This is a genomic window from Pseudorhizobium endolithicum, from assembly GCF_902153245.2.
GTDB lineage: Bacteria > Pseudomonadota > Alphaproteobacteria > Rhizobiales > Rhizobiaceae > Neorhizobium > Neorhizobium endolithicum.
In genome coordinates, this window is the sequence record NZ_CABFWF030000014.1 from 187,691 (window position 1) to 211,099 (window position 23,409).

The window sequence follows — 23,409 nt, forward strand, 5'->3', positions numbered from 1 at the left end:
GCGTCCTATCGGTCGAGGAAGTTCTGCCATTGCCGCTCTCCGACAAGGCAGTCGGCTTCGCTGTAGTCGATACGCTTGTAGTCGGGCGACGGCGAAATCCCGCTGATTTCCATGACCAGCTTTCGGCGCACGGCGACCGCGAAGTCCTTGATGTCGTGAACCGGCAACACGAATGCACCCGGTCCGCCGATCACGCAATTTCCGTAATATTCGTCTAGAGGTACGAAAGCTCCGGACGGCCGGATCATTATGGCAAGGCCGTTGATCACGATGCCCGCCTCCACCGCCCGGTCTCTCGCAGGCACCACCGGCTGGCCGACGTTGTTGGGGCCGTCCCCCGAAACGTCGATGACCTGCCGCATTCCCTGGAATCGATTGGAGACGATCATCGACCCCCCCTCGGCGATGGCCGCGGAGATCGAGGTGCGGCGCTTGGTTTGGATCGGCCGTTCGGCGATTTGCGCCGCGAAAGCGTCGGCGTCCTCACTCGTCTCGACGACAGCCCACTCGATCACCGAACTCGCATCGACGGTCCCCGCCCACTCGAAATAGGCGATCGCCACCCGGCCGAGAAGACCGCCACGAACGGCATTGATGAAATCGGGGTGCTGTAACGCCTCAACATAGCCCTGTCTCTGGATACGGACCTCCTCGTAGTCCATGGAGCGGGAAACGTCGACCGCGAGGACGAGTTCGACATCGACTTCACTGCCTCCGCCGGCCTGAGCAAGAAGAGGCGGAGCCGCCGACAGCGAAACGAGTACGGCAAGCGTGGCTAGCATGGGGCCTCGATCCTGAACTCCGTCCGGACGCACTGTAGCACAGGATCTGCCTTCCGGTATGCACGCGTTCCTGCCCCTCTTCAAATTCGAGTGAGACTCAGCGCCGGACGCCTCATCTCCTCAGGATCACCCAGAGGGCGTGAACAATGCCGGGTAGCCAGCCCATGAGCGTCAGTAGGATATTCAGCCAGAAATGCAGGCCGAGCCCCACCTGAAGGAAGACCCCCAGCGGCGGGAGCAGGAACGCGAGAAGAATGCGGATGATGTCCACGAGATGTCTCCGGATTGACCGTCATGTGGTGGGACAACGCCGCAGACGTGATGTGGTTCATCTCCCGGAGCGGGCGAACCAGAGACTTTAGGCGGGAGCCAACTGACCGGTCGTAAGACCTTGGCTGCCGTGCCGGTAAAGAGCGAACACATCCTCGCGGCGGCACAGGTCAGTCCCTTCGCTCATCACCGTTGCGGCACCCGCAGCAACCCCCAGCCGGAAAGCTTCCTCCACCGGATAATTGTGGATCAACCCCCACAGCATGCCTCCGACGAAACTGTCTCCTGCACCGACGGTCGATCCGACCTTCACGGGGAAGGACGGCAGTTTCAGGAACTGGTTCGCGCTGACCAGCATGGCGCCCTGCCGCCCGAGCGAGAGGCAGACATGCTGGACCGCGCCCCGGGCAATGAGTTCTTGAGCTTTCACCACGGCAGTCTCCTCCGTCAGGCTCTGCCCTACGATCCCCTCAAGCTCATCGAGGCTGGGCTTGATCATGAACAATCCGCCGACCTTGAGGGCTTCCTTCAGGGCCGGACCGGACGTATCTAGGATGATCCTGGTATCGCGATCTACCAACAGCGCCGCCAGTTGTGCGTAGGCATCATCCGGAATACCTCGCGGCAGGCTGCCGCTCAGGACGACGTAATCCCACTGTCCCTGTGACAGGTAGCGGTGGACCTGCTGATATTCATCGGGCGTGACCAGGGGCCCTTCCGGAACGAAACGATATTCGTCGCCGGCTTCCATGTCCTTGACCATGAAGGCTATGCGGGTCGCACCCTGAGTCGTGATCGTATGCAGATCGACGGGTAGCTTCCGAATCGCATCCAGGAAGACCTGACCCGTTGCGCCACCGGCAAGTACCAAAAGCTCGCATCGGTCGCCCATCTCCGCCAGAACACGCGCGACGTTCACGCCCCCGCCTCCGATATTCTGGCGCTGATTGCGAGTTCTGACCTTTTTGGTCGGGACCACCCTCGACGCCTCGTTGGCAAGATCGATCGAGGGATTGAGCGCTACGCACAGGATCGAAGCCATACACCTTAGCCTTTCGGTCGGTACCAGATGGAGCCGGTGTCAGGGACACGGTCTCCATGCATCAGCCATTTAAGGGGTCATTCCGGAACAGCCAAGTGCTAGCGCCCGACAATCGGTTCCGGCAGCTCGTTCCTTCGCTGAACCACGGGAACGAGCGTGCAGGAACCATCGAGGCTCCCGCGCCGTTTCCCGGACTACTCGTATACAGAGCTCGATGCGGAACTTGCCCGCAGGAGATTGCAATGATCATCCGTTCCGGCAGTTGCCTCTGCGGTGCTGTCACCTACTCGGCCAAAGGCCCTCCGATCCGCGTTGGTCTTTGCCATTGCACGGATTGCCGCAGGGAAAGCGGCTCCGCTTTCGTCACATTCGCCGTCTGGCCGGCTCATGCATTCGAGAGCCGCGGCCAACTTAAGACATTCAACGGTCGCGGCTTCTGCAGCACATGCGGGTCCAGGCTTTTCAACGTGGGCAGGGATGAGGTCGAGATTCGCGTCGGCTCGCTCGACATGGCACCCACGGATCTGGAGCCGACTTACGAGATCTGGACGAAGCGGCGGGAAGACTGGCTTCCTCCCCTTTCCGGCGCCGAGCAGTTCGACGAGGACCGGCCATGACCGCCTTGGTTGAGCGCGCACGTGCGATCGCGGAAGAGGCCCATGCGGGCCAGATCAAGCGGAAGACGGGCGAGCCGGTGCTCGGTCACGTCGCCCGGGTTGCGGCGGCAGTCTCGGCGGAAGACGAAAAGATCGTTGCCTGGTTGCATGATGTGGTGGAGAGCGCACCGGATTGGTCGCTCGATCGACTGCGGCACGAAGGATTTACCAACGGCATCGTCGCAGCCGTGGCCGCCCTCACCAGACGCGCGGACGAAAGCCATCCGGCTCTGGTGAGGCGCACTGCGGGAAATGCCCTGGCGCGAAAGGTTAAGGAAGCGGACCTCCGGGACAATCTCGCGGCAGCCCGCAAAGCCGGAGCGGATACCGCAAAGTATGAGGAGGGTCTGCGGCTGCTTGGCCGACGGCCGGAGGCTTCGATCGACGCGCGGTCGTCTTGAGCGGCCGGCATGTTTCAGGGAGTGACGCCATGGAATTACAATCTCGAGTGGCCCTTGTAACAGGTGCTGGCTCCGGCATCGGGAAGGCGGCTGCATTGACGCTGGCAGCCCAGGGAGCCACGGTCGCCGCGCTAGGTCACACGTCCGGCGAGCTCCGGCAGACGGTGGAGGACATCGTCGCTGCGGGCGGACGGGCGATCGACCTCGTTGCCGATGTGGCCGACGAAGGACAGATGCGGGCGGCCATCGCCCGGCTTCTTGAAGCCTACGGCCGACTCGACATCGTCGTTGCCAATGCGGGTATCAACGGGGTCTGGGCGCCGATAGACGAACTGAAGCCGGAGGAATGGGACAAGACGATCCGCGTCAATCTGCGCGGCACCTATCTCACGCTTCATACCACCGTTCCGATCCTGAAATCCCAAGGCGACGGCTCGATCATCATCGTCTCATCCATCAACGGCAATCGCACCTTCACGTCGCCGGGCGCCACGGCCTATTCCGCCACGAAGGCGGCACAGGTGGCCATGACGCAGCAACTCGCGCTCGAACTTGGAAAACACGGAATCCGGGTCAACGCCGTGTGTCCGGGGAAGATCGCCACCAAGATTCAGGACAATACCGATCTCAGGAACCCGCAGCAGACTGCCATTCCCGTCGATTGGCCGGAAGGTGACATCCCTCTGACGGAAGGGGAGCCGGGCGATGCCGCGGAGGTCGCCGATGTGATCCTGTTCCTGGCCTCCCCGAGGGCCCGGCATGTGACGGGCGTTCCCATCTTCGTGGACGGCGGGCAGAGCCTGCTTCGATAATTGTTGCCACCTGTCTCCCCACTCCACAACCGGCGTTGGCAATAGAGGAAGGCCTACCACTTCGTTGCCACACCACGCGCCACCTCGGAGATCCGGAGGTGCCGAGTCCGGGTCGGCGGACTCGACATATTGTTTCGACCGCTAGTGAGCCGGCCGCGAAGACCCGCCCTTTCGCTCCGCGTCATGGGTATGGTGGCTGTCAGCCTCGCCTCCGCCACCGGAGACACGGCTCCGGGCACGCTTGTCGGAATCCGCCGCCGGCTTCTTCACCTGCAACGGCGCCTTCGCGTTTTCATGGGAGGCCCCTGGGCCGCCTTGCCGGATACTGGCGGGAGTTTTTTCTGACGTCGACATGAGGCCTCCTATCGATCCTGCTGGTAACCTTGGTTCGTGGTGTTGATCTTGCTATTTCCCTGCTGACCCTGCTTGGCGTAGTTCTTCGTGGCGGGATCAGCGGCTTTCTCCTGCGACAGGGCCGCCGCGGCGCCTTCGCCTGGCCCCTTGTCGCTCCGGTTTTCCTCCGGGATGGGCGGGAGCTTGCTGTTCATGGGAACTCCTTTCTGCTGCAGTCAGGAAGCTAACAGACAGCCTCGCCCTATGTTCCCCGAGCGGAACCGGATCGGCGGGCGGACGTTCCGGCCTCATGGTCTGAGATGCTGGAGCCCCACATGCCGGATTTCGCCCTGCCGCCCGAAGCTGCCCTCGGCATCGAGCGGAAATGGTGGCACACCGCCACCGTTTACCAAATCTATCCGCGCAGCTTCCGTGACAGCAACGGAGATGGGATCGGCGATCTGCCCGGCATTATCGACCGGCTCGACTATCTCCAGGCCTTGGGTGTGGCCGTGATCTGGCTTTCGCCGATCTATGCCTCGCCGATGGACGACAACGGCTATGACATCTCGGATTATCAGGCGATCGCGCCGGAGTTCGGCACGCTCGCCGACTTCGACCGGTTGGTGGCGCAGGCCCGCCAGCGGGGAATGGGGATCATTCTCGACCTCGTCGTGAACCATACGTCGGACGAGCATCCGTGGTTCACGCAGGCCCGGCGCTCAAAGGACAACGCTTATCGCGATTTCTATGTCTGGCGGCCGCCGGCGCCCGATGGCGGTCCGCCGAACGATCTCACCTCTTCCTTCGGAGGGCCGGCCTGGACCTTTGACTCGACGACACAGGAATACTATCTGCACCTCTTCTCGCGGCGCCAGCCGGATCTGAACTGGGAAAATCCTCGGGTCAGAGACGAGATCTACCGCATGATGAACTGGTGGCTCGACAGGGGCATTGCCGGTTTCCGGATGGATGTGATCGATCTCATCGGAAAGAAGGTCGATGAAGGAATTACCGCGGACGGTCCGCACCTGCACGATTATCTGCAGGAGATGAACCGCAGGACCTTCGGGAGCCGGGACATCCTGACGGTCGGCGAGGCATGGAGCGCGACACCGGGGTCGGCGCTTCTCTATTCCGGACGCGACCGCAAGGAACTGTCCATGGTCTTCCAGTTCGAGCATGTGACCCAGGGCTGGGACGAGGTCCACGGAAAATGGCGCCCGAAACCGATCGATCTCGTCAAGCTGAAGTCGGTACTCGGGAAATGGCAGCACGCCCTTGCCGAAGATGGATGGAATTCGTTGTTCTGGGGCAATCACGATCTGCCGCGCGCCGTCTCGCGATATGGCGACGCCAGCGGCTATCATGTGGAATCGGCAAAGATGCTCGCAACCGTGCTGCACCTGATGAAGGGAACCCCCTTCATCTATCAGGGTGAAGAGATCGGCATGACCAATGTGCCGTTTGCGAGGATCGAGCAGTATCGGGACGTCGAAACCCTCAACATGCATCGTCTTCATGTGGAGGCGGGGCTGTCGCCCGAGGAGTTCCTTCGTGGCGCAAACCAGAGCGGCCGCGACAACGCGCGCACGCCGATGCAGTGGAGCACCGCCCCTCACGGCGGCTTCACGACCGGCTCTCCCTGGATCGAAGTCAACCCTAACTACCCGACGCTGAATGCGGAAAACCAGGTGAACGATGAAAGATCGATCTGGAGCCACTACAGGAAACTCATCGCCCTGCGAAAGGAGCATGCGGTCGTGGTCTACGGGACCTTCCAGTCCTGGTTCGACCAGCATCCGGAGGTCTTCGTCTACACGCGGACCCTCGATCACCAGCAACTCCTGGTCGTTGCCAACTTTGTCCCGCGGGAGGTTGCCCTGACGCTGCCCGGCGAGCTTCAACTCTCCGGACACTGCCTCATCAGCAACTATTCGCCTCCCCACGAGCTGGGAGAGGAGCTGCATCTGCGGCCGTACGAGGCGTTCGCCCTGCTATGTGCCCCGCCAGCGTGAAATAGGGTGACATCCGGGTCGTTTCCACCTATGCCTAAGGGAGACAGGGGCGCCCGGGCTTGCTTGGGCTGAGAAGTACCCTTTGAACCTGAACCAGATCATGCTGGCGTAGGGAGTCGCGCGGGATCGACGGTCCCCTCGCCCTGCCCGGCCTTTTCGAAAGGCGTCGTGGTGAGAACTTCCACATCTTTCTGCGGTGAACTGCTGGACCTGGTGCGGGAGCGAAATCCGCTCGTGCAATGCATCACCAATGATGTCTCGATGAACATCGCAGCCAATGTCCTTCTCGCCGCGGGAGCATCGCCTGCCATGGTCAGCGCGGAAGAGGAGGCTGCGGAGTTCGCAGGCATTGCAGCCGCGGTAACGATCAACATAGGTACCCTTTGGGCGGGTGCCGTGCCCGGAATGAAAGGAGCCGCTCGTGAGGCGGGAACAGCGGCCAAACCCTGGGTTCTCGATCCCGTGGCCCATTATGCCACTGCGTTTCGCAGACAGGTGGTGAGCGAACTGCTTGAACTGAAACCCACGATAATCCGTGGCAACGCCTCGGAAGTCAGGGCTCTTGCCGGCGATGTCTCGCAGGGGCAGGGCGTCGACAGCCGTGACAGCAGCGCTTCGGCACGGGGTTCCGCTCTCACGCTGGCTCGCCGTCACCGATGCATCGTAGCCGTCACCGGAGACACCGACTTCGTGACGGACGGAACACGATCCGCCGTCATCGAAGGCGGCTCGCCGCTGATGCCGAAGGTGACGGCCCTCGGATGCGCGCTGACCTGCCTGACCGGCGCCTTCGCGGCGGTAGCCCCCGGCCAGCCCTTCGAAGCGACCATTGCCGCACTTGCCCTATTCTCCGTCTGCGGCGAGGACGCGAGCCATCGGGCCCAAGGTCCGGGTTCCTTCCAGCCCTTGTTCCTCGACGCTTTGGCGGCGATCGGCCCGCAGCGGCTGGATGCAGAGGCGAGGATAAGCCTGCAATGAGACACGAACTCGACCTGAGCCTTTATCTCGTGCTTGATCCGGTCCTATGCGGCCACATCGGGATGGAAGCCACCGCACGTCTCGCAGCCGCGGGCGGCGCGACCCTCGTGCAACTTCGCGACAAGACAGCCGACAAGGCGAGCCTGATATCGAAGGGCAAGGCGCTCAAGTCGGCGTTGGCGGAATACCGGATTCCCCTGATCGTCAATGACGATGTCGAGGCCGCCGTCGAGATCGGCGCCGACGGCGTGCATGTGGGGCAGGGCGACATGGCTGCTGCGGCTGCCCGTGCCGTAGTCGGAAACCGGCTCATCCTCGGCCTCTCTGTCGAAACAGAGGAACTGGCTCGCGCGGTCGATCCTGCCGTCGTGGACTATGTCGGCGTCGGCCCTGTCTTCGCGACGGCAACCAAGCCGGATCACAAGCAACCGATCGGCCTCGACGGGCTGTCGCGGATCGTTGCTGCCTCTCCTGTCCCGGCGGTGGCGATCGGCGGCTTGAAGCAGATGCACGTCGCTTCCGTACTTTCGGCCGGTGCGCGGGGTCTCGCGGTCGTGTCGGCCATATGCGGCAACGCGGATCCACAGCAGGCCGCCATGGGGTTTGCGCGGGAAATCAGGAAGGTGCGGACGTGACGTCGAACATCCTCTCCATTGCCGGCTCCGATCCATCGGGCGGCGCCGGTATCCAGGCGGATCTCAAGACCTTTGCTGCCCGCGGCACGTACGGGATGTCGGTCCTGACCGCACTTACCGCACAGAACACCCGAGGCGTCTTCGGCGTCCATTTCGTACCCGCAGCCTTTGTCGCCGATCAGCTCCGGGCGGTCCTGGACGACATCCAGGTAGACGCGATCAAGATCGGGATGATCGGCAATGCCGAGATCGCCGAGGCGATCGCCGACATACTGGCTGATCGCCCGCACATCCCCATTGTCCTCGATCCCGTCATGGTGGCCAAGGGTGGTGCGCCACTTCTGGAGGCGGATGCCGTCGAGGCGGTCCGGACGCGGCTTCTTCCCCTGGCGGCACTCATCACACCCAACCTCCCGGAGGCTGCGGCCCTGCTCCGTCGGTCCGAAGCCACGGATCGCACGGAAATGGCGGTGCAGGCGGACGCGCTCCGTCGCATGGGGCCACAGGCGGTGCTGGTCAAGGGCGGCCACCTTGAATCGGCGGAAAGTCCCGATGTGCTGATAGATTCGAACGGAACGACATGGTTCGAGTCCCCTCGCCTTCATACGCGGAACACCCATGGAACCGGCTGCACCTTGTCGTCCGCCATCGCAGCGGAGATGGGCAAGGGCAGCGGCATTGCTGAGGCTGTCCGTGCTGCCAAGCACTATCTGGCAACGGCGATCGAACGCTCACACGAGCTGCAGGCAGGCTCCGGCCACGGGCCCGTCCATCACTTCCACGAGCAGTGGCAGCCGGCGAACGATTGCCGATGAGGCAACAGCCGCCTGTCTAAACCGACGAACCCGACCCTCAGTCGAGCCTCATGGTACCCTCGGTCCGCACCCGCTCGTGCCATGACAAGGCCTCCTCCAGAAGATGGGGCGTGTGGCCACCACGGGTGCAGGCCCGTTCGAAATAACCGGAGAGCGCCTCGCGGAAATCAGGATGGGAGCAGTTTCGGATGATCTCCACAGCGCGCTCCCGCGGTGCCAGTTCCCGCAGGTCGGCCAGGCCGTTTTCGGTCACGATGATATCCACGTCATGCTCGTTGTGGTCCACATGCGGCACCATCGGCACGATAGAGGATATCTTCCCGTCCTTCGCCAGTGATTTCGTGACGAAGATCGAGAGATAGGCATTACGGGCAAAGTCGCCGGAACCCCCAATCCCGTTCATCATATGGGTGCCGTTGACATGGGTGGAGTTCACATTGCCGTAGATATCGACTTCCAGCGCCGTATTGATGCCGATCACCCCGAGGCGGCGAATGACCTCGGGATGGTTGCTGATCTCCTGGGGGCGGAGCACGAGATGCTCCTTGTACTTGTGGAAATCCGAAAACACCCGCTCGGCGCAGGCCGAGGACAAGGTGATCGAGGAGCCCGACGCGAAGGCGAGCTTGCCGGCGTCGAAAAGATCGAACGTGCTGTCCTGCAGCACTTCGCTGTACATGCGCAGGTGATGGAACGGCCCATCGGCCAGCCCCGTCAGAACCGAATTGGCGATGGTACCTATACCCGCCTGCAGCGGCTGCAAGGTCAGGTCCAGGCGTCCCTTCTCGACCTCGGCCTCGAAGAAGCGGATGAGGTGCGAAGCGATTGCCCCGGTGTCGTCATCCTGGGGCTCGATGGTCGAGGCGCTATCCTTCTCGTCGGTGACGACGATCGCGGCGATCTTATCCGGATCGATCGGCACGTACGGGAAGCCGACGCGGCTGTCGCAGGTGACCACGGGAATCGGAACGCGCGACGGACGTCTTCCCGGAAAATAGATGTCGTGCAGACCTTCGAGTTCCGCCGGCTGGCTAAGATTGATCTCGACGATGATCTTCTTCGCCAGCACGGCAAAGCTAGCGGAGTTGCCCACGGAGGTGGAAGGAACCAGCCCCCCGTCTTCCGTGATGGCGGCCGCCTCGACGATGGCATAATCGATCGGCCCGAGCTGGTTGGAACGCAGGTGCTCCACCGTCTCCGACAAATGCTGGTCGATGAACATCACCTCACCGCGGTTGATGGCGGCGCGGAGCGTTCTGTCGGCCTGGAACGGCATGCGACGCGCAAGAACCTTCGCCTCGGTCAGCATCCGGTCCACGTCATGCCCGAGCGACGCGCCGGTTATCAAGGTGATCTTGAAAGGATCGGTTTTCGCGCGTGCGGCCATGGCGATCGGAACCGCCTTTGCATCACCGGCCCTCGTGAACCCGCTCATGCCGATGATCATGCCGTCCCGGATCAGGGCGGCTGCCTGCTCGGGGGTTACGATCCTGTCCAGAAGGGCGGGGCGTCGGATGCGGTCGGCAATCATCTTTGTCTCTTCTTTCGATTTCACGTCGTCAACGGCCCGAGGCGGCAAATGGCCGGCGCAACGGTCCCAGGCGGCGCGCCGGACCGTAGGAGGGGGCCGGCCTGGCGACATTGATCGGTATCAAGAACAGCGCCCGGTGGTCCAGCGGCTATTCCGCGGCTTGAAGTCCAATCCCGGCGGGGACCACGCGAACGGGCACCGACTTCGCCGCCGGCACCTTGCTCTTCTCCGCATGCTGCCAAAGCGGGATGAGAACATTGCATTCCGGATAATAGGCGCCGCAGCATCCCGGCGGAATGTCGTATTCGACTGCCCGCAGCCCCGAAAGCGTACGGGGCACATTGTCGCTCGCCTCCGTCTGAAGCGACACCTGTGCGCCGTCTTCGATCTTCAGCCGGGCCATGTCCTGCCGATTGAGAAGGAGGACGTCACGCGTCCCCTCGATACCTCGGAAGCGGTCACGATAGCCGTAGATCGTCGTATTGAACTGATCGTTGCTGCGCAGGGTGATCAATCGCAGCACGTGGGGGTCGTTGCCTGTATCGAAGCTCGCCGAGAGCGCCTGGGGCAGCTTGAAGTTCGCCTTGCCGGTCTCCGTCTCCCATTTGCGTTCCCGCGCCGCGAGCGGCTTTTCCATCCCTCCGGGTGTCCACATACGTCTATTGAAGTCCTTGAACACCTTCGGGTAGGTAGCCTCGATCGCATCGCGAATCTTACCGTAGTCGGCAACCCATTCCTCCCACGGCACCTTCGGGTTCTCGGGAAGGGCGGCCTTCGCAATACCTGCGACGATCGCCGGTTCGGACCGGAGTTGATCGCTAACCGGGCGATAGCGGCCAACGGAGGCATGGAAGCACGAGGTGGAATCTTCCACCGTGACGACCTGTGGCCCGTTCGCCTGCTCATCCCGTTCCAGCCTTCCGAGGCAGGGAAGAAGATAGGCCACTTCGCCGTTGAAGAGGTGGCTGCGATTGAGCTTCGTCGCCACCTGCACGGTCAGGCGCATGCGGGGCCAGGCCTCCTCCATCGGGCCGGTTTCCGGAACCGCGCGCAGGAAGTTGCCGCCGAGGCCGATGAAACCCCTCACGTCACCATTCAGGATGGCGCGGCAGGCATCCACCGTCGTGAGCCCCTCTTCGCGAGGCGGGTCGAAGCCGTAGAGCTCCGCGAGTTTGTCCAGCGGCACCAAGGAAGGCTTTTCCGCGATACCGACCGTACGCTGCCCCTGCACGTTGGAATGGCCGCGCACGGGGCAGATGCCGCCACCGGGTTTGCCGATATTGCCGCGCAACAACAGGAAATTGACGAGCGTCTGAATGGTGGTGACGCCGAGCTTGTGCTGGGTCAGCCCCATGCCATAGATGCCCATGACCGCATTGGAGCGGGCGTAGATCGCCGCTGCCTCCTCCATCTCCGAGCGACTGAGACCCGCCTCCTTCTCGAGGACGGCCCAGGACTGCTCCTCGACGAAGCTGCGAAACGCATCGAAGCCCTGCGTATGCTGCGACAGGAAGGCGTGATCCAGAATGCCGCCCGAGGCCGCCTCGCGTTCGAAGAGCGACTTGCACATCCCGATCATCGCCGCGATATCCCCGCCGGCTTTCACCTGATAGTAGCGTTCCGAGATCCGGGTTTCGGCGCCGGTCAGCATCTCCGACGGGCTTTGGGGATTGGTGAAGCGCTCCAGCCCCCGTTCCTTGAGCGGATTGAAGGTCACGATCGAGCAGCCGCGTCTGGATGCCTCCTGCAACTGGTGGAGCATCCGGGGGCTGTTCGACCCGGGATTCTGGCCGAAGAAAAAGATCGCATCGGTACGCTCGAAATCATCCAGCCGGACCGTCCCGACCGGCTGGCCGATGCTTTCCGGCAAAGCGACGGAGGTCGATTCGTGACACATGTTCGAGCTGTCCGGCAGGTTGTTGTTGCCGTAGAGCCGCGCCAGGAGCTGGTACATGTATGACGTTTCAAGGGAAGCCCGGCCGGAGGCATAGAAAACGACCTGTTTCGGGTCTTCAGCCCGGATCCGCCCCAACTCCTCCCCGATCTCGGAAAATGCCGCATCCCAGTCCACCGGCACATACCGGTCGGACGCGTGATCGAACCGCAGCGGATGGGTCAGCCGTCCCGTTATTTCGAGGTGGTGGTCGTCCCAGCTCCGAAGTTCTGCGGCGGTGTGGCCGGAAAAGAACTCCGGTGTCGCACGCCTCGACGTCAGCTCCCAAAACGTCGCCTTGGCCCCGTTCTCGCAGAACTCAGCCGGGTGCGGCTCTGCGGGCTTTGCCCAGGCACAGCTTACGCACGCAAAGCCTTTCGGCTTGTTCTGTCGCAGCAGCGCGTCGGCGGTCGCCAGCCGGACGCGCGAGCGCAGCGCATTGCGGAACAGAGACTTGACCGATCCCCACCCCCCGGCCGGCCCCGAATAGTACCTGATACGCTGATGTGCCTGCATGTCCGGATCCCCATGTCGGCTGTAACGGCCTTCGTGGGTAATCCGGAGGTCATGCCATGGTTCCCTCCACCATGCGGCAGAGCGGCACGCACATGAGAAATCCGTGGGCGGATCAGGCGGAAGTGCCTATGCGGGAGACGGCCAGATGCTCCGCCATCACGTCATCATTGACGAGGAGTTCGGCACTGCTGCCGTGGTGGACGATCGATCCACGGTCTAGGATGAGGGCGTCGTCCGACAGCGGCAGAATCTTACGCGCCTTCTGCTCGATGATGATGGCCGATATGCCCTCGCTCCGGACGATCTGGCGGAGTGCGGCAAGCAATTCATCCACGATGATGGGCGCTAGCCCCTCCAGCGGCTCGTCAAGCAGCAGCAGCCTGGGATTGACCATCAGCGCCCGACCGACCGCAAGCATCTGCTGCTCGCCGCCGGACAACTGGTTGCCGAGATTGCGGCGTCTCTCCTCCAGCCGCGGGAACATCGCGAAGACGCGCTTGAGGGTCCATGGGCCGGATCTCGCGATCGCCGTAAGGTTTTCCTCGACCGTCAGTGACTTGAAGATGTTCCGCTCCTGCGGCACCCAGCCGATGCCGGCAGCCGCACGCCGGTCCGCACGAAGGCGGGTGATATCCTGCCCGAGAAGATGAATCCTGCCTGCATGATGCGTGGTCAAGCCTGCGATCGTGTCGACCAGCGTGGTCTTGCCGGTACCATTGCGCCCCAGCAGGGCGAGCGTGCGCCCCTCCTCGATCGTCAGGCTTATGCCTGAAAGAACAGCCGCCTCACCATAGCCGGCCGCCAGGCCGTCGATCACCAGAAGCGGCCGGGTCATGCGCTCTCTCCCAGGTAGACCGCCTTGACGCGCGCATCGTTGGCGACCTCCGTTGCCGGCCCTTCCGCAAAGATCGCGCCGGCAACCAGGACCGTGATGCAGGTCGCAAACGAGAAGACCAGGTCCATGTCGTGCTCGATCAGCAGGACGGTGACGTCGCCCGGAAGATCCGACACGATCTTGAGCACCTCGTGTCGTTCATCCTCCGGAACGCCCGCGGCGGGTTCGTCGAGAAGCAGCACGCGGGGCTTCGAGGCGAATGCCAGCGCGATTTCGAGGAGGCGCTGCTTCCCGTAGGCCAGGGTCGCGGTGCGCTGGCCCATCACCGACCCCAGTCCGAAGCGCGACAGGAGTTCGGCCGCCTCATCCACGACATCATCAAAGCTGCCAAGGTCGCGGACAAGGTTGCCGCCGATCCCGTCACGTTCGCCGATGGCCAGAGCCAGTGTCTCCAGGGGCGTATATTCACCGAACAGCTGGTTGATCTGAAACGTTCGGGTGATGCCCTTCTTGACCCGTCGATGGGCCGGAAGCGCGGTGATGTCCTCTCCTTCAAGGAGAATGCACCCCGCGCTTGGCTTCAGTACTCCGGTCAGGAGATTGATCAGAGTCGTCTTGCCCGCACCGTTCGGGCCGATCAGTGCATGCCGCGCTCCCCTTTCCACCCTCAGACTCACGTCGTTCGTAACGACGAAGGCGCCGAAGCGGCGTTTCAATCCCTGGGTCTCCAACGCGATCATGACCGGGAACTCCGCGACTGAGCTAGCCGGCCGGGCAGATACTGCATCCAACCCGCCAACCGGTCACGGCCGACGAGCACCAGGATTATCAGCAGGAGGCCGATCCAGAACATCCAGTATTGCGGCGTGACGACGGACAGCCAATCCCGCAGAAGCGTGAAGCCGATCGCCCCGAGAATGCCGCCGTAGAGATAGCCCGTGCCACCGATCACCAGCACCAGCAGCACATCGGCCGACCGGTGGAACGCCAGAACGTCGGGGGAGACGAAGGAGGTCGTCTGGGTCAGGAGCGCTCCGGAAAAACCGGCCATAACGGCTGCCACGGTGTAGACGATGATGATGCGCCTCCGGGCCGGCACGCCCACCATTGCTGCCCGCATCGGGTTCGTCTTGATGGCCTTCAGCGAAAGCCCAAAGGGGGAATAGGCGATCCGCCGCGCAATCATCGTCGAGGTGAAAAGCACCGCCAGGCAGTAGATATAACCGTTGCGGCCCCACAGGTCGAATTCGAACAGCCCCAGTATCGGGTCCAGGCTGAAGCCGCTCAGCCCATCCGCGCCGCCTGTCAGCCAGCCCATCTGGTTGGCAAGTTCGCCGAGCATCAGCGCGATCCCCAGGGTCGTCATCAGACGGGTGAGATCGGAGCCGCGCAGCACCAGAAAACTCGTGGCAAACCCCAGCAGCCCGCTGGCTGCGCCGGCCAGGATCAGGCCGGCGACCGGCTCTGCGAAATAATGGCGCGCGAAAAGCCCTGCCACATAGGCACCGAGGCCGAAGAAGGCGGTATGGCCGAGGGAAACGATGCCCGCAAAGCCGAGCACGAGGTCAAGCGAAACGGCAAACAGTGCCAGTATCGCGATCTCCGTCAGGATCAGCATCTTGGAGGGCAAGACGATGATGGCCGCCACCGCCAGGAACCAGATGACCAGTTCATAGAGGCGAATGCGGCTGCGCCGTCTTATCTGGCTTCGAGCCGCGTCATCCGGCATTGGCGCAAGAGCCCGGCTCCCATCGGCAACGACGCTCATCGCGCACCCCCACGTGCGAACAGGCCGTTCGGCCGCACGATCAGCATTAGGATCATCAGCCCGTAGATGACGAAGGGGCCGATTGCCGGCACGTAGTATTTGCCCGCAACGTCGGCAATGCCGAGCAGGATCGCGGCGAGAAAGGGACCGCTTACGGTGGAAGTCCCACCGACCGCCACGACGATCAGAAAATATATCATGAACTTCAGCGGGAAGTTCGGATCGAGGCCGAGGATCTCGGCGCCCATGGCCCCTCCCAGCCCGGCAAGGCCGGATCCGAAGGCGAAGGTGAGCGCGAAGACGACCGGAACATTGATGCCGAGTCCCATCGCGACGCGCCGGTCATCGACGGCGGCACGCAGCCGGCTACCGAAGCGGGTCTTGGACAGAATGAGCTGCAGCCCCATCGCCAGAAACGCGCAGACCACGATCGTGAACAGGCGATAACGGCCGATGCCGATCCCGATGATCTCCGTCCGGCCGGATAGTTCCGGCGGCAGCTGGATCAATTGCTGCTGTCCCCCCATGACATAGTCGGCAGCCGCGACGGCCATGAAGACAAGGCCTACTGAGAACAGGACCTGGTCGAGGTGGCTCGCCTGATAAAGCCGCCGGTAGAGCGTCCGCTCCAGGATCGCTCCCAGAGCGGCACTGACGAAGAATGCCGCGGGCAGGCACCAGTAGAAGGACAGCCCGTATCTGTTCATCATCACGACGGTCACATAGCCGCCCGTCATTGCAAATGCGCCGTGGGCGAGGTTGATGAAGTTCATCAAGCCAAGAGTTATCGTCAGTCCGCAAGCGAGGATAAACAGGAGCATGCCATAGGCGATGCCATCGAACAGGATTGTCAGCATTGGCTCTCACGCGTTCAGGAGGGCCGCCGAAGCGGCCCTCGCAATGTGGGTGATCACTGCGCCGAGTTCGGAGCGCGGATCTTCTCGTATTTCGTGAATTCCACGTTGTACAACTCGCCGTCGACTTCCTTCACCTCGCGGATGTAGATGTCCTGTACGATGTCTCGCGTCTGCGGATCGATCATGATCGGCCCACGCGGGCTGGTCCATTCGGCACCCTTCATCGCTTCGACGAGCTTCGTCCCATCGGTATCTCCACCGCTCTTTTCGAGGGCCATATAGGCTAGGTGCATGGCATCGTATCCACCGACCGACATGAAGTTCGGCCGCATGCCGTTGTTGGACTTGCGGACTTCCTCCACAAACGCCTTGTTCTCCGGACTGTCGTGGTCGGCCGAATAGAAGTGCCCCGTGATTACCCCCTTCGCAGCCTCGCCGATGCCGTTCAGGAGATCGTCATCCGTCACGTCCCCGGTCGCAATGAGCTTGATACCGGCATCGGCCAGTCCCCGCTCGACGAACTGCTTCATGAACAGCGAGCCGACGCCGGAGGGCACGAAGACGAAGACGGCATCGGGCTTGGCATCTCGGACGCGCTGCAGGAATGGCGCGAAGTCGGGATTCTGAAGCGGAACGCGGACCGATTCGACGATCTCTCCGCCCTCCTTCTTGTACTGGTCGACGAAGCCCTTCTCGATGTCGTGGCCAGGGCCGTAGTCGGTCACGAGCGTCACGACGCGCTTCAAGCCGTTCTCGACGGCCCAGGTGGCGACGGGAAGCGCCGACTGCGGACCTCCCATGCTCGTGCGAACAAAGTACTCCGACTGCTTCATGATCGCCGACGTGGTGGCGGATGTGATGATTGCAGGTATCTTCGCCTGGTTGAGCACCGGAGCGACCGACATCGCAAGCGGCGTCAGGCCGAAGCCCATAAGCATGCTGACGCCATCGTTGACGACCAGTTCTTGCGCAATCCTGCGTGTCTGGTCGGCGGTGCCGGCGTCGTCCCGCAGCACGACCTCGATCTTCTTCCCGCCAGCGGTATCCCCGTTGATGGCCATATAGGCCTTCACTCCGGCTTCGACCTGGCGCCCCGTGGATGCGAACGGGCCGGTCATCGGCAGGATCAAGCCGATCTTCACGACTTCCTGGGCGTATGCAGGCAGCGTCCCCAGCGCGCCAAGTACGGCGCCGGCTGCTGCGATGAAAATTCTTCTGCTGAGCATGTCTTTTCCTCCTCCTCAAGACTTCCGGCCGCCACGTTGAAGGGTGGGTTCCGACTTCGGCTCGCCTGTCGTGTGCCGGTCTTCTGCTGCGCAACTCCTCCCGCGCATGCAGATACCGATCCGCCTTTCGAGCGTATTCTCACAAGATGTATACACGAACCGTGACGTCCTGCTGCCTATGATGGACATCGAGAAGTCGCCGGCGCACCCGAACCCGCGCTCTGCATCCGCAGGGACTCGCAATCTCCTCTGCTTCCTCGACGCGCCGGCCCGCTGTCCGGCGGCGAGCGTCATACGATGTCGGAAGCGTAGATTCTGTATACAGCTACTGTCAATATGATGCCGATATACCTTGGGAGGAAGATCGCGATGCCAAGTACCGCGCCTCGGTGGCCAAACCCTCGAACATGCTGCAGTTCGGGGAAAGAATTCGGCTATCGGCAAAGCGTCGCGGTTCGCGCTAGAGGACATTCCGTATCTTGTCTGCCGTCGTCTGGAGCAGCAGCAGAAGCGTTTCCCATCGATCGCCGCCAAACCGCGCAGAGGGTCCGAAAACGGACATTCCAGCAACCATGTTGCCGGCACGCGTGGTGACGGGAACGGCCATGGCAGACAGTCCGGTCTCTCGCTCGCCGCGGTTCATCGAGTAGCCGTCCCGGCGGATACGGTCGAGTTCCTTCCGCAGCGCCCCTTCCTCGACCACCGTATCCTCGGAGAGCGGCACCAGCGAGTTGGCGGCAAAATAGCTGTCGAGCATCACCGGGTCCGCCATCGCGAGCCACAATTTGCCGTTCGCCGTCGCATAGGCCTCCATGCGCGCACCAACGCGGGCATTGAAGCTGAATGTCTCGTCGGAATGCGCGGCGGCGATACAGGTGATGAACGAGCCGTCGAAGGTGGTCGCCATCGCTCCTTCCTTCGTCGTTGCCGCCAGTTCGTTGAGGAAGGGCTGGACCTGCGCCGCCAGCCGGCTGAAGCTTTTGGCGCGCTCCCCGTAGTCGATCAGTTTACCCCCGAGTCGGAACACGCCCCTGCGTGGCGAATAGAGGAGGCCTGTTTCTGCAAGGGTCTTGAGAAACCGGTGCGCCGTGATGCCGTTCAGCCCTTCGAGTTCAGCGACGTCGCGCGCGGTAAGCTCCTGGCGTTTGTCGTCGAAGAGATCCAGGATCGCCACGGCTCTGACGATCGAGTTGTTGAGCGGCGTCGGCATGAGGAGCCCCGTTACTAGGCGGCGACACCTCCATTCTTGACACGGCGCCGCAAACTGGCATGATATCTGAAATTAATATTTCATTATATGAAATGTCAAGCGTCGCGGGGAGATCCTGTTGGATATCGGAAATGGCAGCCGCAATGCAGTGACCGCGGGAAGCATCATCTTCAGCCGCCTGAAGACGCTTGGCGTGGACTATGTTTTTGCGAATTCCGGCACGGACTTTCCGCCCATCATCGAGGGCCTGGCTGAGGCTGCCGCATCGGGCGTCGATCTTCCCCACGCCATGACCATTCCCCACGAGCATGCGGCTTTGGGCATGGCTCACGGCTACTACTTCATGACGGGGAAGGCGCAGGCCGTCATCCTTCACACCAATGTCGGCCTCGCGAACGGGGCGATCGGGGCGATCAACGCCGCCACCGATCACGTGCCGATGCTTCTGATGTCCGGCCGTACGCCGACGCTGGAAAAGGGCCGCTTCGGCGCGCGCACCGTTCCCATTGGATGGGGACAGGAGATGCGCGATCAGGCGGCACTGGTTCGCGAGGCCGTCAAATGGGATTACGAACTGCGATTCCCCGAGCAGATTTCGGATGTGATCGACCGCGGCCACGCCATCGCCAACTCCACTCCCAAAGGCCCCGTCTATATCAGCCTGCCACGCGAGGTCCTGAGCGAGACGATCGACGCCGGCGGCATCACCGATCAGCCGCTCATGGCTCCGGCCCGGGCAGAAGCTCCCGCCGGCGATGTCGAGACGGCGGCGGCCTGGCTGCTGGCGGCAAGGAACCCCGTCATCTTCGTGCAGCGTGGCGCGGGCGATGCCGAAGGCTTTCGCGCCCTGTCCGATATCGCCGATCGATACTCCATCCCCGTGGTCCACTACTGGGCGACACAGATCGGCATCCCCACGAACCATGCCATGTGGGCGGGAGGCAACCCAGCGCCATGGCTTTCGGATGCTGATGTCATCCTGGTGATCGATGCACTGGCGCCGTGGATGCCGGAAATTCATACGCCGCGAGCAGATGCCAGGATCATTCAGCTTGGCCCCAATCCGCTTTTCAGCCGGTTTCCGGTGAGGAACTTCCGATCGAACCTGTCGATCGCGACAGAGACCGCAGCCGGGATTGCCGCGCTCGCCGAAGCGATGGAAACCCTTGAAGATCCGGACCCTTCGGCTCGCGCGGCACGGCGGGCGAAGCTCCTGCCGGCCCTTTCGGCCCAGCGGGACAAGGAAGTGGCGGCGGCTCGCGACGAACAGGGTCCGCTGATGAGCAAGGCTCACGTCGCCTGGTGCCTCTCCGAAGCGCTGAAGGAACACGAGACAACGGTCCTGTCGGAACTTGGTTGCCCGCTCGCGCCGATGACCCTCGGTCACGCGCAGGCCTGGTATCAGGAGCCCCATTCCGGCGGCCTTGGCTGGTCGCTTCCCTGTGCGATGGGAATGAAGCTCGCGCGACCCGACCGGCTCGTCGTCGCGACCCTCGGGGATGGTTCCTACATGTTCGCCAATCCGGTGGCCTGCCATCAGATCATGGAAGCCTACGACATCCCGGTGCTGATCTTAATCCTCAACAACGCGGAATGGGGTGCGGTGCGCCAGTCGGTGACGATGCTGTATCCCGACGGCTTCGCCGCCAAGGCGAACCGAATGCCGCTGACCGGGCTATCGCCGAGCCCCGATTTCAGCAAGATTGCCGAAGCAAGCAATGCATGGGGACGCAAGATCGTGGATCGCGCCGACTTGCCCGCCGCCTTGAAGGCCGCCATCGTGGAGGTGACGGAGAGAAAACGGACCGCGTTGCTCGACATACGGGTGGCCTAGAACCCAGATCGGCCCCGCGGACATTCAAAGGCTACAAAAGGGAGGAAATGCCAATGAAGACGTTCAAGACACTGCTACTCGCCGGCCTGGCGACCACGGCACTCAGCGCTTCGGCGCTGGCCCAGGAATTCACGCTCAAGCTCCACCACTTCCTCGGCCCCAAGTCCCCCGCGCAGACCCAGATGCTCGAGCCCTGGGCGAAGAGTATTGAGGAAGCAAGCGGCGGCAAGGTTAAGATCGAGATCTATCCTTCCATGTCCCTGGGCGGCGCGCCGCCGGAACTGATCAGCCAGGTCCGCGACGGCGTCGTTGATCTCATCTGGACGGTGAACGGTTATACGCCCGGCCTCTTCCCGCGCACGGAAGCTTTCGAACTTCCCTTCATCCACACCAACGACATCAAGGCGACGAATCTGGCCATTCGCGCCATGTTCGATGAGCATCTCGCCGAAGAATACAAGGGCGTGAAGGTCATGTTCCTTCACAGCCATGCCGGCCAGGCCATCCAGATGGTGAAGGACGAGGTGCGCAAGCCGGCCGATCTGGCGGGCAAGAAGATGCGCATCCCCACGCGCACTGGCGCATGGGTCATCGAAGCGCTCGGCGCGGCACCGGCCGCCATGCCGGTCCCGGATATCCCGCAGGCCTTCTCCAAGGGTGTGGTCGACGGTGCCCTGATCCCGTGGGAGATCATTCCCGCGCTGAAGCTGCAGGATCAGACCGAGTACCAGATCGAAGGTCACGAGATGACCCGCTTCGGCACCACCATCTTCCAGGTCGCGATGAACCTCGACAAGTGGAACTCGCTTCCCGAGGACGTCCAGAAGGCCTTCCTCGACAACTCCAATGAGGAGTGGTTGGCAAAGGCTGCGGACATCTGGCGGAAGATCGACGACGGGGGCATCAAGGTCGCCACCGATGCCGGCAACACCCATATCCAGCTGACGCCGGAGGAAACCGAAGTCTTCAAGACGATCCTCGAGCCTGTCGTCGACCGGTGGGTCACGGAGGTAGAAGGTAAAGGGATCGATGGTGCGACTCTCGTAGCCAAGGCCCGCGAACTCGTCGCGGCCAATCAGGCGAAGTAGGATCATGGGTTCAACGAGCGGAACAGGAACGGGGGTGGGGCTGAGAGGCCTCACCTACCGCCTTATCGAGACATGGGCACTTCTCGGGGGGATCGTGATCCTGCTGGTGGTGGCGGTCCAGACGATCAGCGTCGTCACCGGCGCCTTCGGTCGTCCCCTGCCGGGCGACTTCGAACTGACCGAACTCGGCGTCGCCGTCGGGGTCTTCGCTTTCCTGCCCTATTGCCAACTGACCGACGCCAACGTTACCGCCGATATCTTCACATCGGGCCTCAACCGCCGCAATCGCGCAATCCTGGTGTTCTTCGCCGCGGTGATAGCCCTCATCTTCGCGGTCGTCATGGCATGGCGCACCTGGATCGGTACTCAGGATCAGTTCGCCTACGACTACCAGACGGCCATCCTGCAGATCCCGATCGGCTACGCCTTCATCCCCATCGTCATATCGCTTGTCCTTGTCGCTGTTGCAGCCGTGATGACTCTGCTCGAGAGCTTTGACGAGATCGCCCACCCCAGCAGGAATGTGTCTCACTGATGGACCAGAGTCTCTTTCTAGGGCTTGTCGGACTCCTGGCCCTCGTCTTGCTCATCGGCATCCGGGTTCCGATCGCCTACGCCATGATCGTAGTGGGTGCGGTTGGCACCATCGCTCTCAACGGCCATGCCGTCTTCCTCAACCAGTTGAAGACGTTAGGCTTCAGCCAGTTTTCCAAGTACGACATGTCGGTCATCCCGATGTTCGTGCTGATGGGATACATCGCCACTCGCGCCGGACTTTCGCAGGATCTCTTCAGGGCGGCGAATGCCTGGTTCGGTCGCATGCGCGGCGGTGTGGCCATGTCGGCGATCGCCGCCTGCGCCGGTTTCGGCGCTGTCTGTGGCTCCTCGCTTGCAACCGCGACCACCATGGGGCAGGTCGCGCTCCCCGAACTGCGCCGCTACAGGTATTCGGGAGCCCTGGCCACCGGAACGCTGGCAGCCGGCGGACTTCTCGGCATCCTCATCCCGCCGTCGGTGGTCCTGGTCGTCTACGCGATCATCGTGGAGGCGAACGTCGTCTCGATGTTCGCGGCCGCCCTTATCCCGGGTCTTATTGCGGTTGCGATATTCATCCTGGTGATCGCCATTTATGTCCGGCTCGTTCCGGATGCAGGTCCTGCGGGTGACAGTATCTCACGTGCCGAGTGGCTCTCGGCAACCTTCGGTGTCGTTCCGGTGCTCGGCATCTTCATCATCGTCATCGGCGGTATCTACGTCGGGCTCTACAATCCGACGCCGGCCGCGGCCGTCGGTGTCGCGCTGGTGGCCCTCTACGGCTCACTGAGGCGGGGGGTCCGTCTCAGCGACTACCGCTGGGCACTTCTCGAAACCGCCAAGACATCGGGTATGATCTACCTGATCCTGTTCGGCGCCGAGCTCCTGAAGATTTTCATGTCCAGGGGCGGCGTACCGCAGGCGGCGGCGGAGATGATGGTCAATTCCGGTCTTTCGCCGATGGTGATTCTGGTCCTCCTGCTCCTGGCACTGATCCTGCTCGGCTGCCTGATGGACTCGATGTCCATGATCCTCCTGGTCATGCCCTTCTTCTGGCCGGTGGTGAGCGAGTTGGACTTCGGCATGGATCCGGAAGACGTCAAGATCTGGTTCGGCATCCTCTCCCTGATCGTCGTCGAGCTCGGGCTGATCACACCGCCCGTCGGCATGAACGTCTTCGTCATCAATTCCCTGGCGAAGGACGTGCCCATGTGGCAGACCTTCAAGGGCGTCTTCCCGTTCTTCCTCGGCGAACTGGTCCGGCTGGCGCTGCTGGTAGCGTTTCCGGCAATCTCGCTGTGGCTGCCGCACATTGTTGCGGGCTGAGCACCGATC

At 62.5% G+C, this 23,409-nt stretch carries 24 protein-coding genes and 1 riboswitch; of the genes, 11 read left to right on the forward strand and 13 right to left on the reverse strand.

The features are described 5' to 3' along the window. Positions 1-5: 5 nt before the first annotated feature. From RTCK_RS16145 to RTCK_RS16155, 3 genes are all read right to left on the reverse strand, one after another. Positions 6-782 (reverse strand): DUF1194 domain-containing protein, encoded by a 777-nt coding sequence (locus RTCK_RS16145; RefSeq protein ID WP_142593539.1) that lies wholly within the window; start codon positions 780-782, stop codon positions 6-8. Between the two features lie 112 nt (positions 783-894). After that, a complete protein-coding gene (locus tag RTCK_RS16150) occupies positions 895-1,053 on the reverse strand; it encodes a YqaE/Pmp3 family membrane protein (protein WP_142593540.1) in 159 nt (52 codons plus the stop codon). A gap of 87 nt (positions 1,054-1,140) precedes the next feature. Beyond that, entirely contained in the window at positions 1,141-2,094 is a 954-nt protein-coding gene (locus tag RTCK_RS16155; protein WP_142593541.1) for a 1-phosphofructokinase family hexose kinase, read from the reverse strand. A 242-nt stretch (positions 2,095-2,336) separates the two neighbouring features. Here RTCK_RS16155 and RTCK_RS16160 point away from each other — a divergent pair, with 242 nt between their 5' ends. The 3 genes from RTCK_RS16160 to RTCK_RS16170 are packed head-to-tail and all read left to right on the forward strand — an operon-like array spanning position 2,337 to position 3,963. Further along, positions 2,337-2,711 carry a GFA family protein gene (locus RTCK_RS16160; protein ID WP_142522459.1) on the forward strand — a complete coding sequence of 125 codons (375 nt, stop codon included), beginning with the start codon at positions 2,337-2,339 and terminating at the stop codon, positions 2,709-2,711. Beyond that, on the forward strand, positions 2,708-3,151 hold the full coding sequence (locus RTCK_RS16165) for a metal-dependent phosphohydrolase (RefSeq protein WP_142593542.1): 444 nt from the start codon (positions 2,708-2,710) through the stop codon (positions 3,149-3,151). Before RTCK_RS16160 ends, RTCK_RS16165 begins: the two co-directional genes overlap by 4 nt. A gap of 29 nt (positions 3,152-3,180) precedes the next feature. After that, on the forward strand, positions 3,181-3,963 hold the full coding sequence (locus tag RTCK_RS16170; protein WP_142593543.1) for an SDR family oxidoreductase: 783 nt from the start codon (positions 3,181-3,183) through the stop codon (positions 3,961-3,963). A gap of 141 nt (positions 3,964-4,104) precedes the next feature. Here RTCK_RS16170 and RTCK_RS16175 read toward each other — a convergent pair whose 3' ends face one another. Together RTCK_RS16175 and RTCK_RS16180 are read right to left on the reverse strand one after the other, a co-directional pair. Further along, the gene (locus tag RTCK_RS16175) at positions 4,105-4,317 is read right to left on the reverse strand and encodes a hypothetical protein (RefSeq protein WP_142522456.1); all 213 of its coding nucleotides are present in this window, start codon (positions 4,315-4,317) and stop codon (positions 4,105-4,107) included. Between the two features lie 8 nt (positions 4,318-4,325). After that, positions 4,326-4,511 (reverse strand): hypothetical protein, encoded by a 186-nt coding sequence (locus RTCK_RS16180; RefSeq protein ID WP_142593544.1) that lies wholly within the window; start codon positions 4,509-4,511, stop codon positions 4,326-4,328. 120 nt (positions 4,512-4,631) lie between these two features. Here RTCK_RS16180 and RTCK_RS16185 point away from each other — a divergent pair, with 120 nt between their 5' ends. From RTCK_RS16185 to thiD, 4 genes are all read left to right on the forward strand, one after another. Further along, positions 4,632-6,314 carry a glycoside hydrolase family 13 protein gene (locus tag RTCK_RS16185; protein WP_142593545.1) on the forward strand — a complete coding sequence of 561 codons (1,683 nt, stop codon included), beginning with the start codon at positions 4,632-4,634 and terminating at the stop codon, positions 6,312-6,314. Positions 6,315-6,349: 35 nt separating this feature from the next. After that, a riboswitch (TPP riboswitch) is annotated at positions 6,350-6,446 on the forward strand. 39 nt (positions 6,447-6,485) lie between these two features. Further along, the gene (gene thiM / locus RTCK_RS16190) at positions 6,486-7,292 is read left to right on the forward strand and encodes a hydroxyethylthiazole kinase (protein WP_142593546.1); all 807 of its coding nucleotides are present in this window, start codon (positions 6,486-6,488) and stop codon (positions 7,290-7,292) included. Continuing rightward, positions 7,289-7,927: a thiamine phosphate synthase gene (gene thiE, locus RTCK_RS16195; protein WP_142593547.1), complete on the forward strand. Its 639-nt coding sequence runs from the start codon at positions 7,289-7,291 to the stop codon at positions 7,925-7,927. The genes thiM and thiE overlap by 4 nt, the downstream gene beginning before the upstream one ends. Next, a complete protein-coding gene (gene thiD, locus RTCK_RS16200; RefSeq protein WP_142593548.1) occupies positions 7,924-8,742 on the forward strand; it encodes a bifunctional hydroxymethylpyrimidine kinase/phosphomethylpyrimidine kinase in 819 nt (272 codons plus the stop codon). The genes thiE and thiD overlap by 4 nt, the downstream gene beginning before the upstream one ends. Before the next feature lie 37 nt (positions 8,743-8,779). Here thiD and RTCK_RS16205 read toward each other — a convergent pair whose 3' ends face one another. The 8 genes from RTCK_RS16205 to RTCK_RS16240 form a co-directional block, all read right to left on the reverse strand. Next, positions 8,780-10,273, reverse strand: coding sequence for an acetyl-CoA hydrolase/transferase family protein (locus RTCK_RS16205; RefSeq protein WP_142593549.1), 1,494 nt, complete (start codon positions 10,271-10,273; stop codon positions 8,780-8,782). Positions 10,274-10,421: 148 nt separating this feature from the next. Beyond that, positions 10,422-12,722 (reverse strand): FdhF/YdeP family oxidoreductase, encoded by a 2,301-nt coding sequence (locus RTCK_RS16210; RefSeq protein ID WP_142593550.1) that lies wholly within the window; start codon positions 12,720-12,722, stop codon positions 10,422-10,424. 112 nt (positions 12,723-12,834) lie between these two features. Next, on the reverse strand, positions 12,835-13,557 hold the full coding sequence (locus RTCK_RS16215) for an ABC transporter ATP-binding protein (protein WP_142593551.1): 723 nt from the start codon (positions 13,555-13,557) through the stop codon (positions 12,835-12,837). After that, complete coding sequence (locus RTCK_RS16220) at positions 13,554-14,297, reverse strand: ABC transporter ATP-binding protein (protein WP_142522448.1); 744 nt, start codon at positions 14,295-14,297, stop codon at positions 13,554-13,556. Before RTCK_RS16220 ends, RTCK_RS16215 begins: the two co-directional genes overlap by 4 nt. Then, positions 14,294-15,286, reverse strand: a complete 993-nt coding sequence (locus RTCK_RS16225; RefSeq protein ID WP_142593741.1) for a branched-chain amino acid ABC transporter permease — start codon at positions 15,284-15,286, stop codon at positions 14,294-14,296. Before RTCK_RS16225 ends, RTCK_RS16220 begins: the two co-directional genes overlap by 4 nt. Positions 15,287-15,321: 35 nt before the next feature. Then, on the reverse strand, positions 15,322-16,182 hold the full coding sequence (locus RTCK_RS16230; protein ID WP_142593552.1) for a branched-chain amino acid ABC transporter permease: 861 nt from the start codon (positions 16,180-16,182) through the stop codon (positions 15,322-15,324). A 53-nt stretch (positions 16,183-16,235) separates the two neighbouring features. Beyond that, the gene (locus RTCK_RS16235) at positions 16,236-17,408 is read right to left on the reverse strand and encodes an ABC transporter substrate-binding protein (RefSeq protein ID WP_142593553.1); all 1,173 of its coding nucleotides are present in this window, start codon (positions 17,406-17,408) and stop codon (positions 16,236-16,238) included. Positions 17,409-17,868: 460 nt separating this feature from the next. Then, positions 17,869-18,618 (reverse strand): IclR family transcriptional regulator, encoded by a 750-nt coding sequence (locus tag RTCK_RS16240; RefSeq protein ID WP_142593554.1) that lies wholly within the window; start codon positions 18,616-18,618, stop codon positions 17,869-17,871. 118 nt (positions 18,619-18,736) lie between these two features. Here RTCK_RS16240 and RTCK_RS16245 point away from each other — a divergent pair, with 118 nt between their 5' ends. The 4 genes from RTCK_RS16245 to RTCK_RS16260 are packed head-to-tail and all read left to right on the forward strand — an operon-like array spanning position 18,737 to position 23,400. Beyond that, entirely contained in the window at positions 18,737-20,452 is a 1,716-nt protein-coding gene (locus RTCK_RS16245; protein WP_235988725.1) for a thiamine pyrophosphate-requiring protein, read from the forward strand. A 53-nt stretch (positions 20,453-20,505) separates the two neighbouring features. Next, positions 20,506-21,540, forward strand: coding sequence for a TRAP transporter substrate-binding protein (locus tag RTCK_RS16250; protein ID WP_142593555.1), 1,035 nt, complete (start codon positions 20,506-20,508; stop codon positions 21,538-21,540). 4 nt (positions 21,541-21,544) lie between these two features. After that, positions 21,545-22,075 (forward strand): TRAP transporter small permease, encoded by a 531-nt coding sequence (locus RTCK_RS16255; protein ID WP_142522443.1) that lies wholly within the window; start codon positions 21,545-21,547, stop codon positions 22,073-22,075. Then, positions 22,075-23,400, forward strand: a complete 1,326-nt coding sequence (locus RTCK_RS16260) for a TRAP transporter large permease (protein WP_142522442.1) — start codon at positions 22,075-22,077, stop codon at positions 23,398-23,400. The genes RTCK_RS16255 and RTCK_RS16260 overlap by 1 nt, the downstream gene beginning before the upstream one ends. The last annotated feature ends 9 nt before the right edge of the window (positions 23,401-23,409 follow it).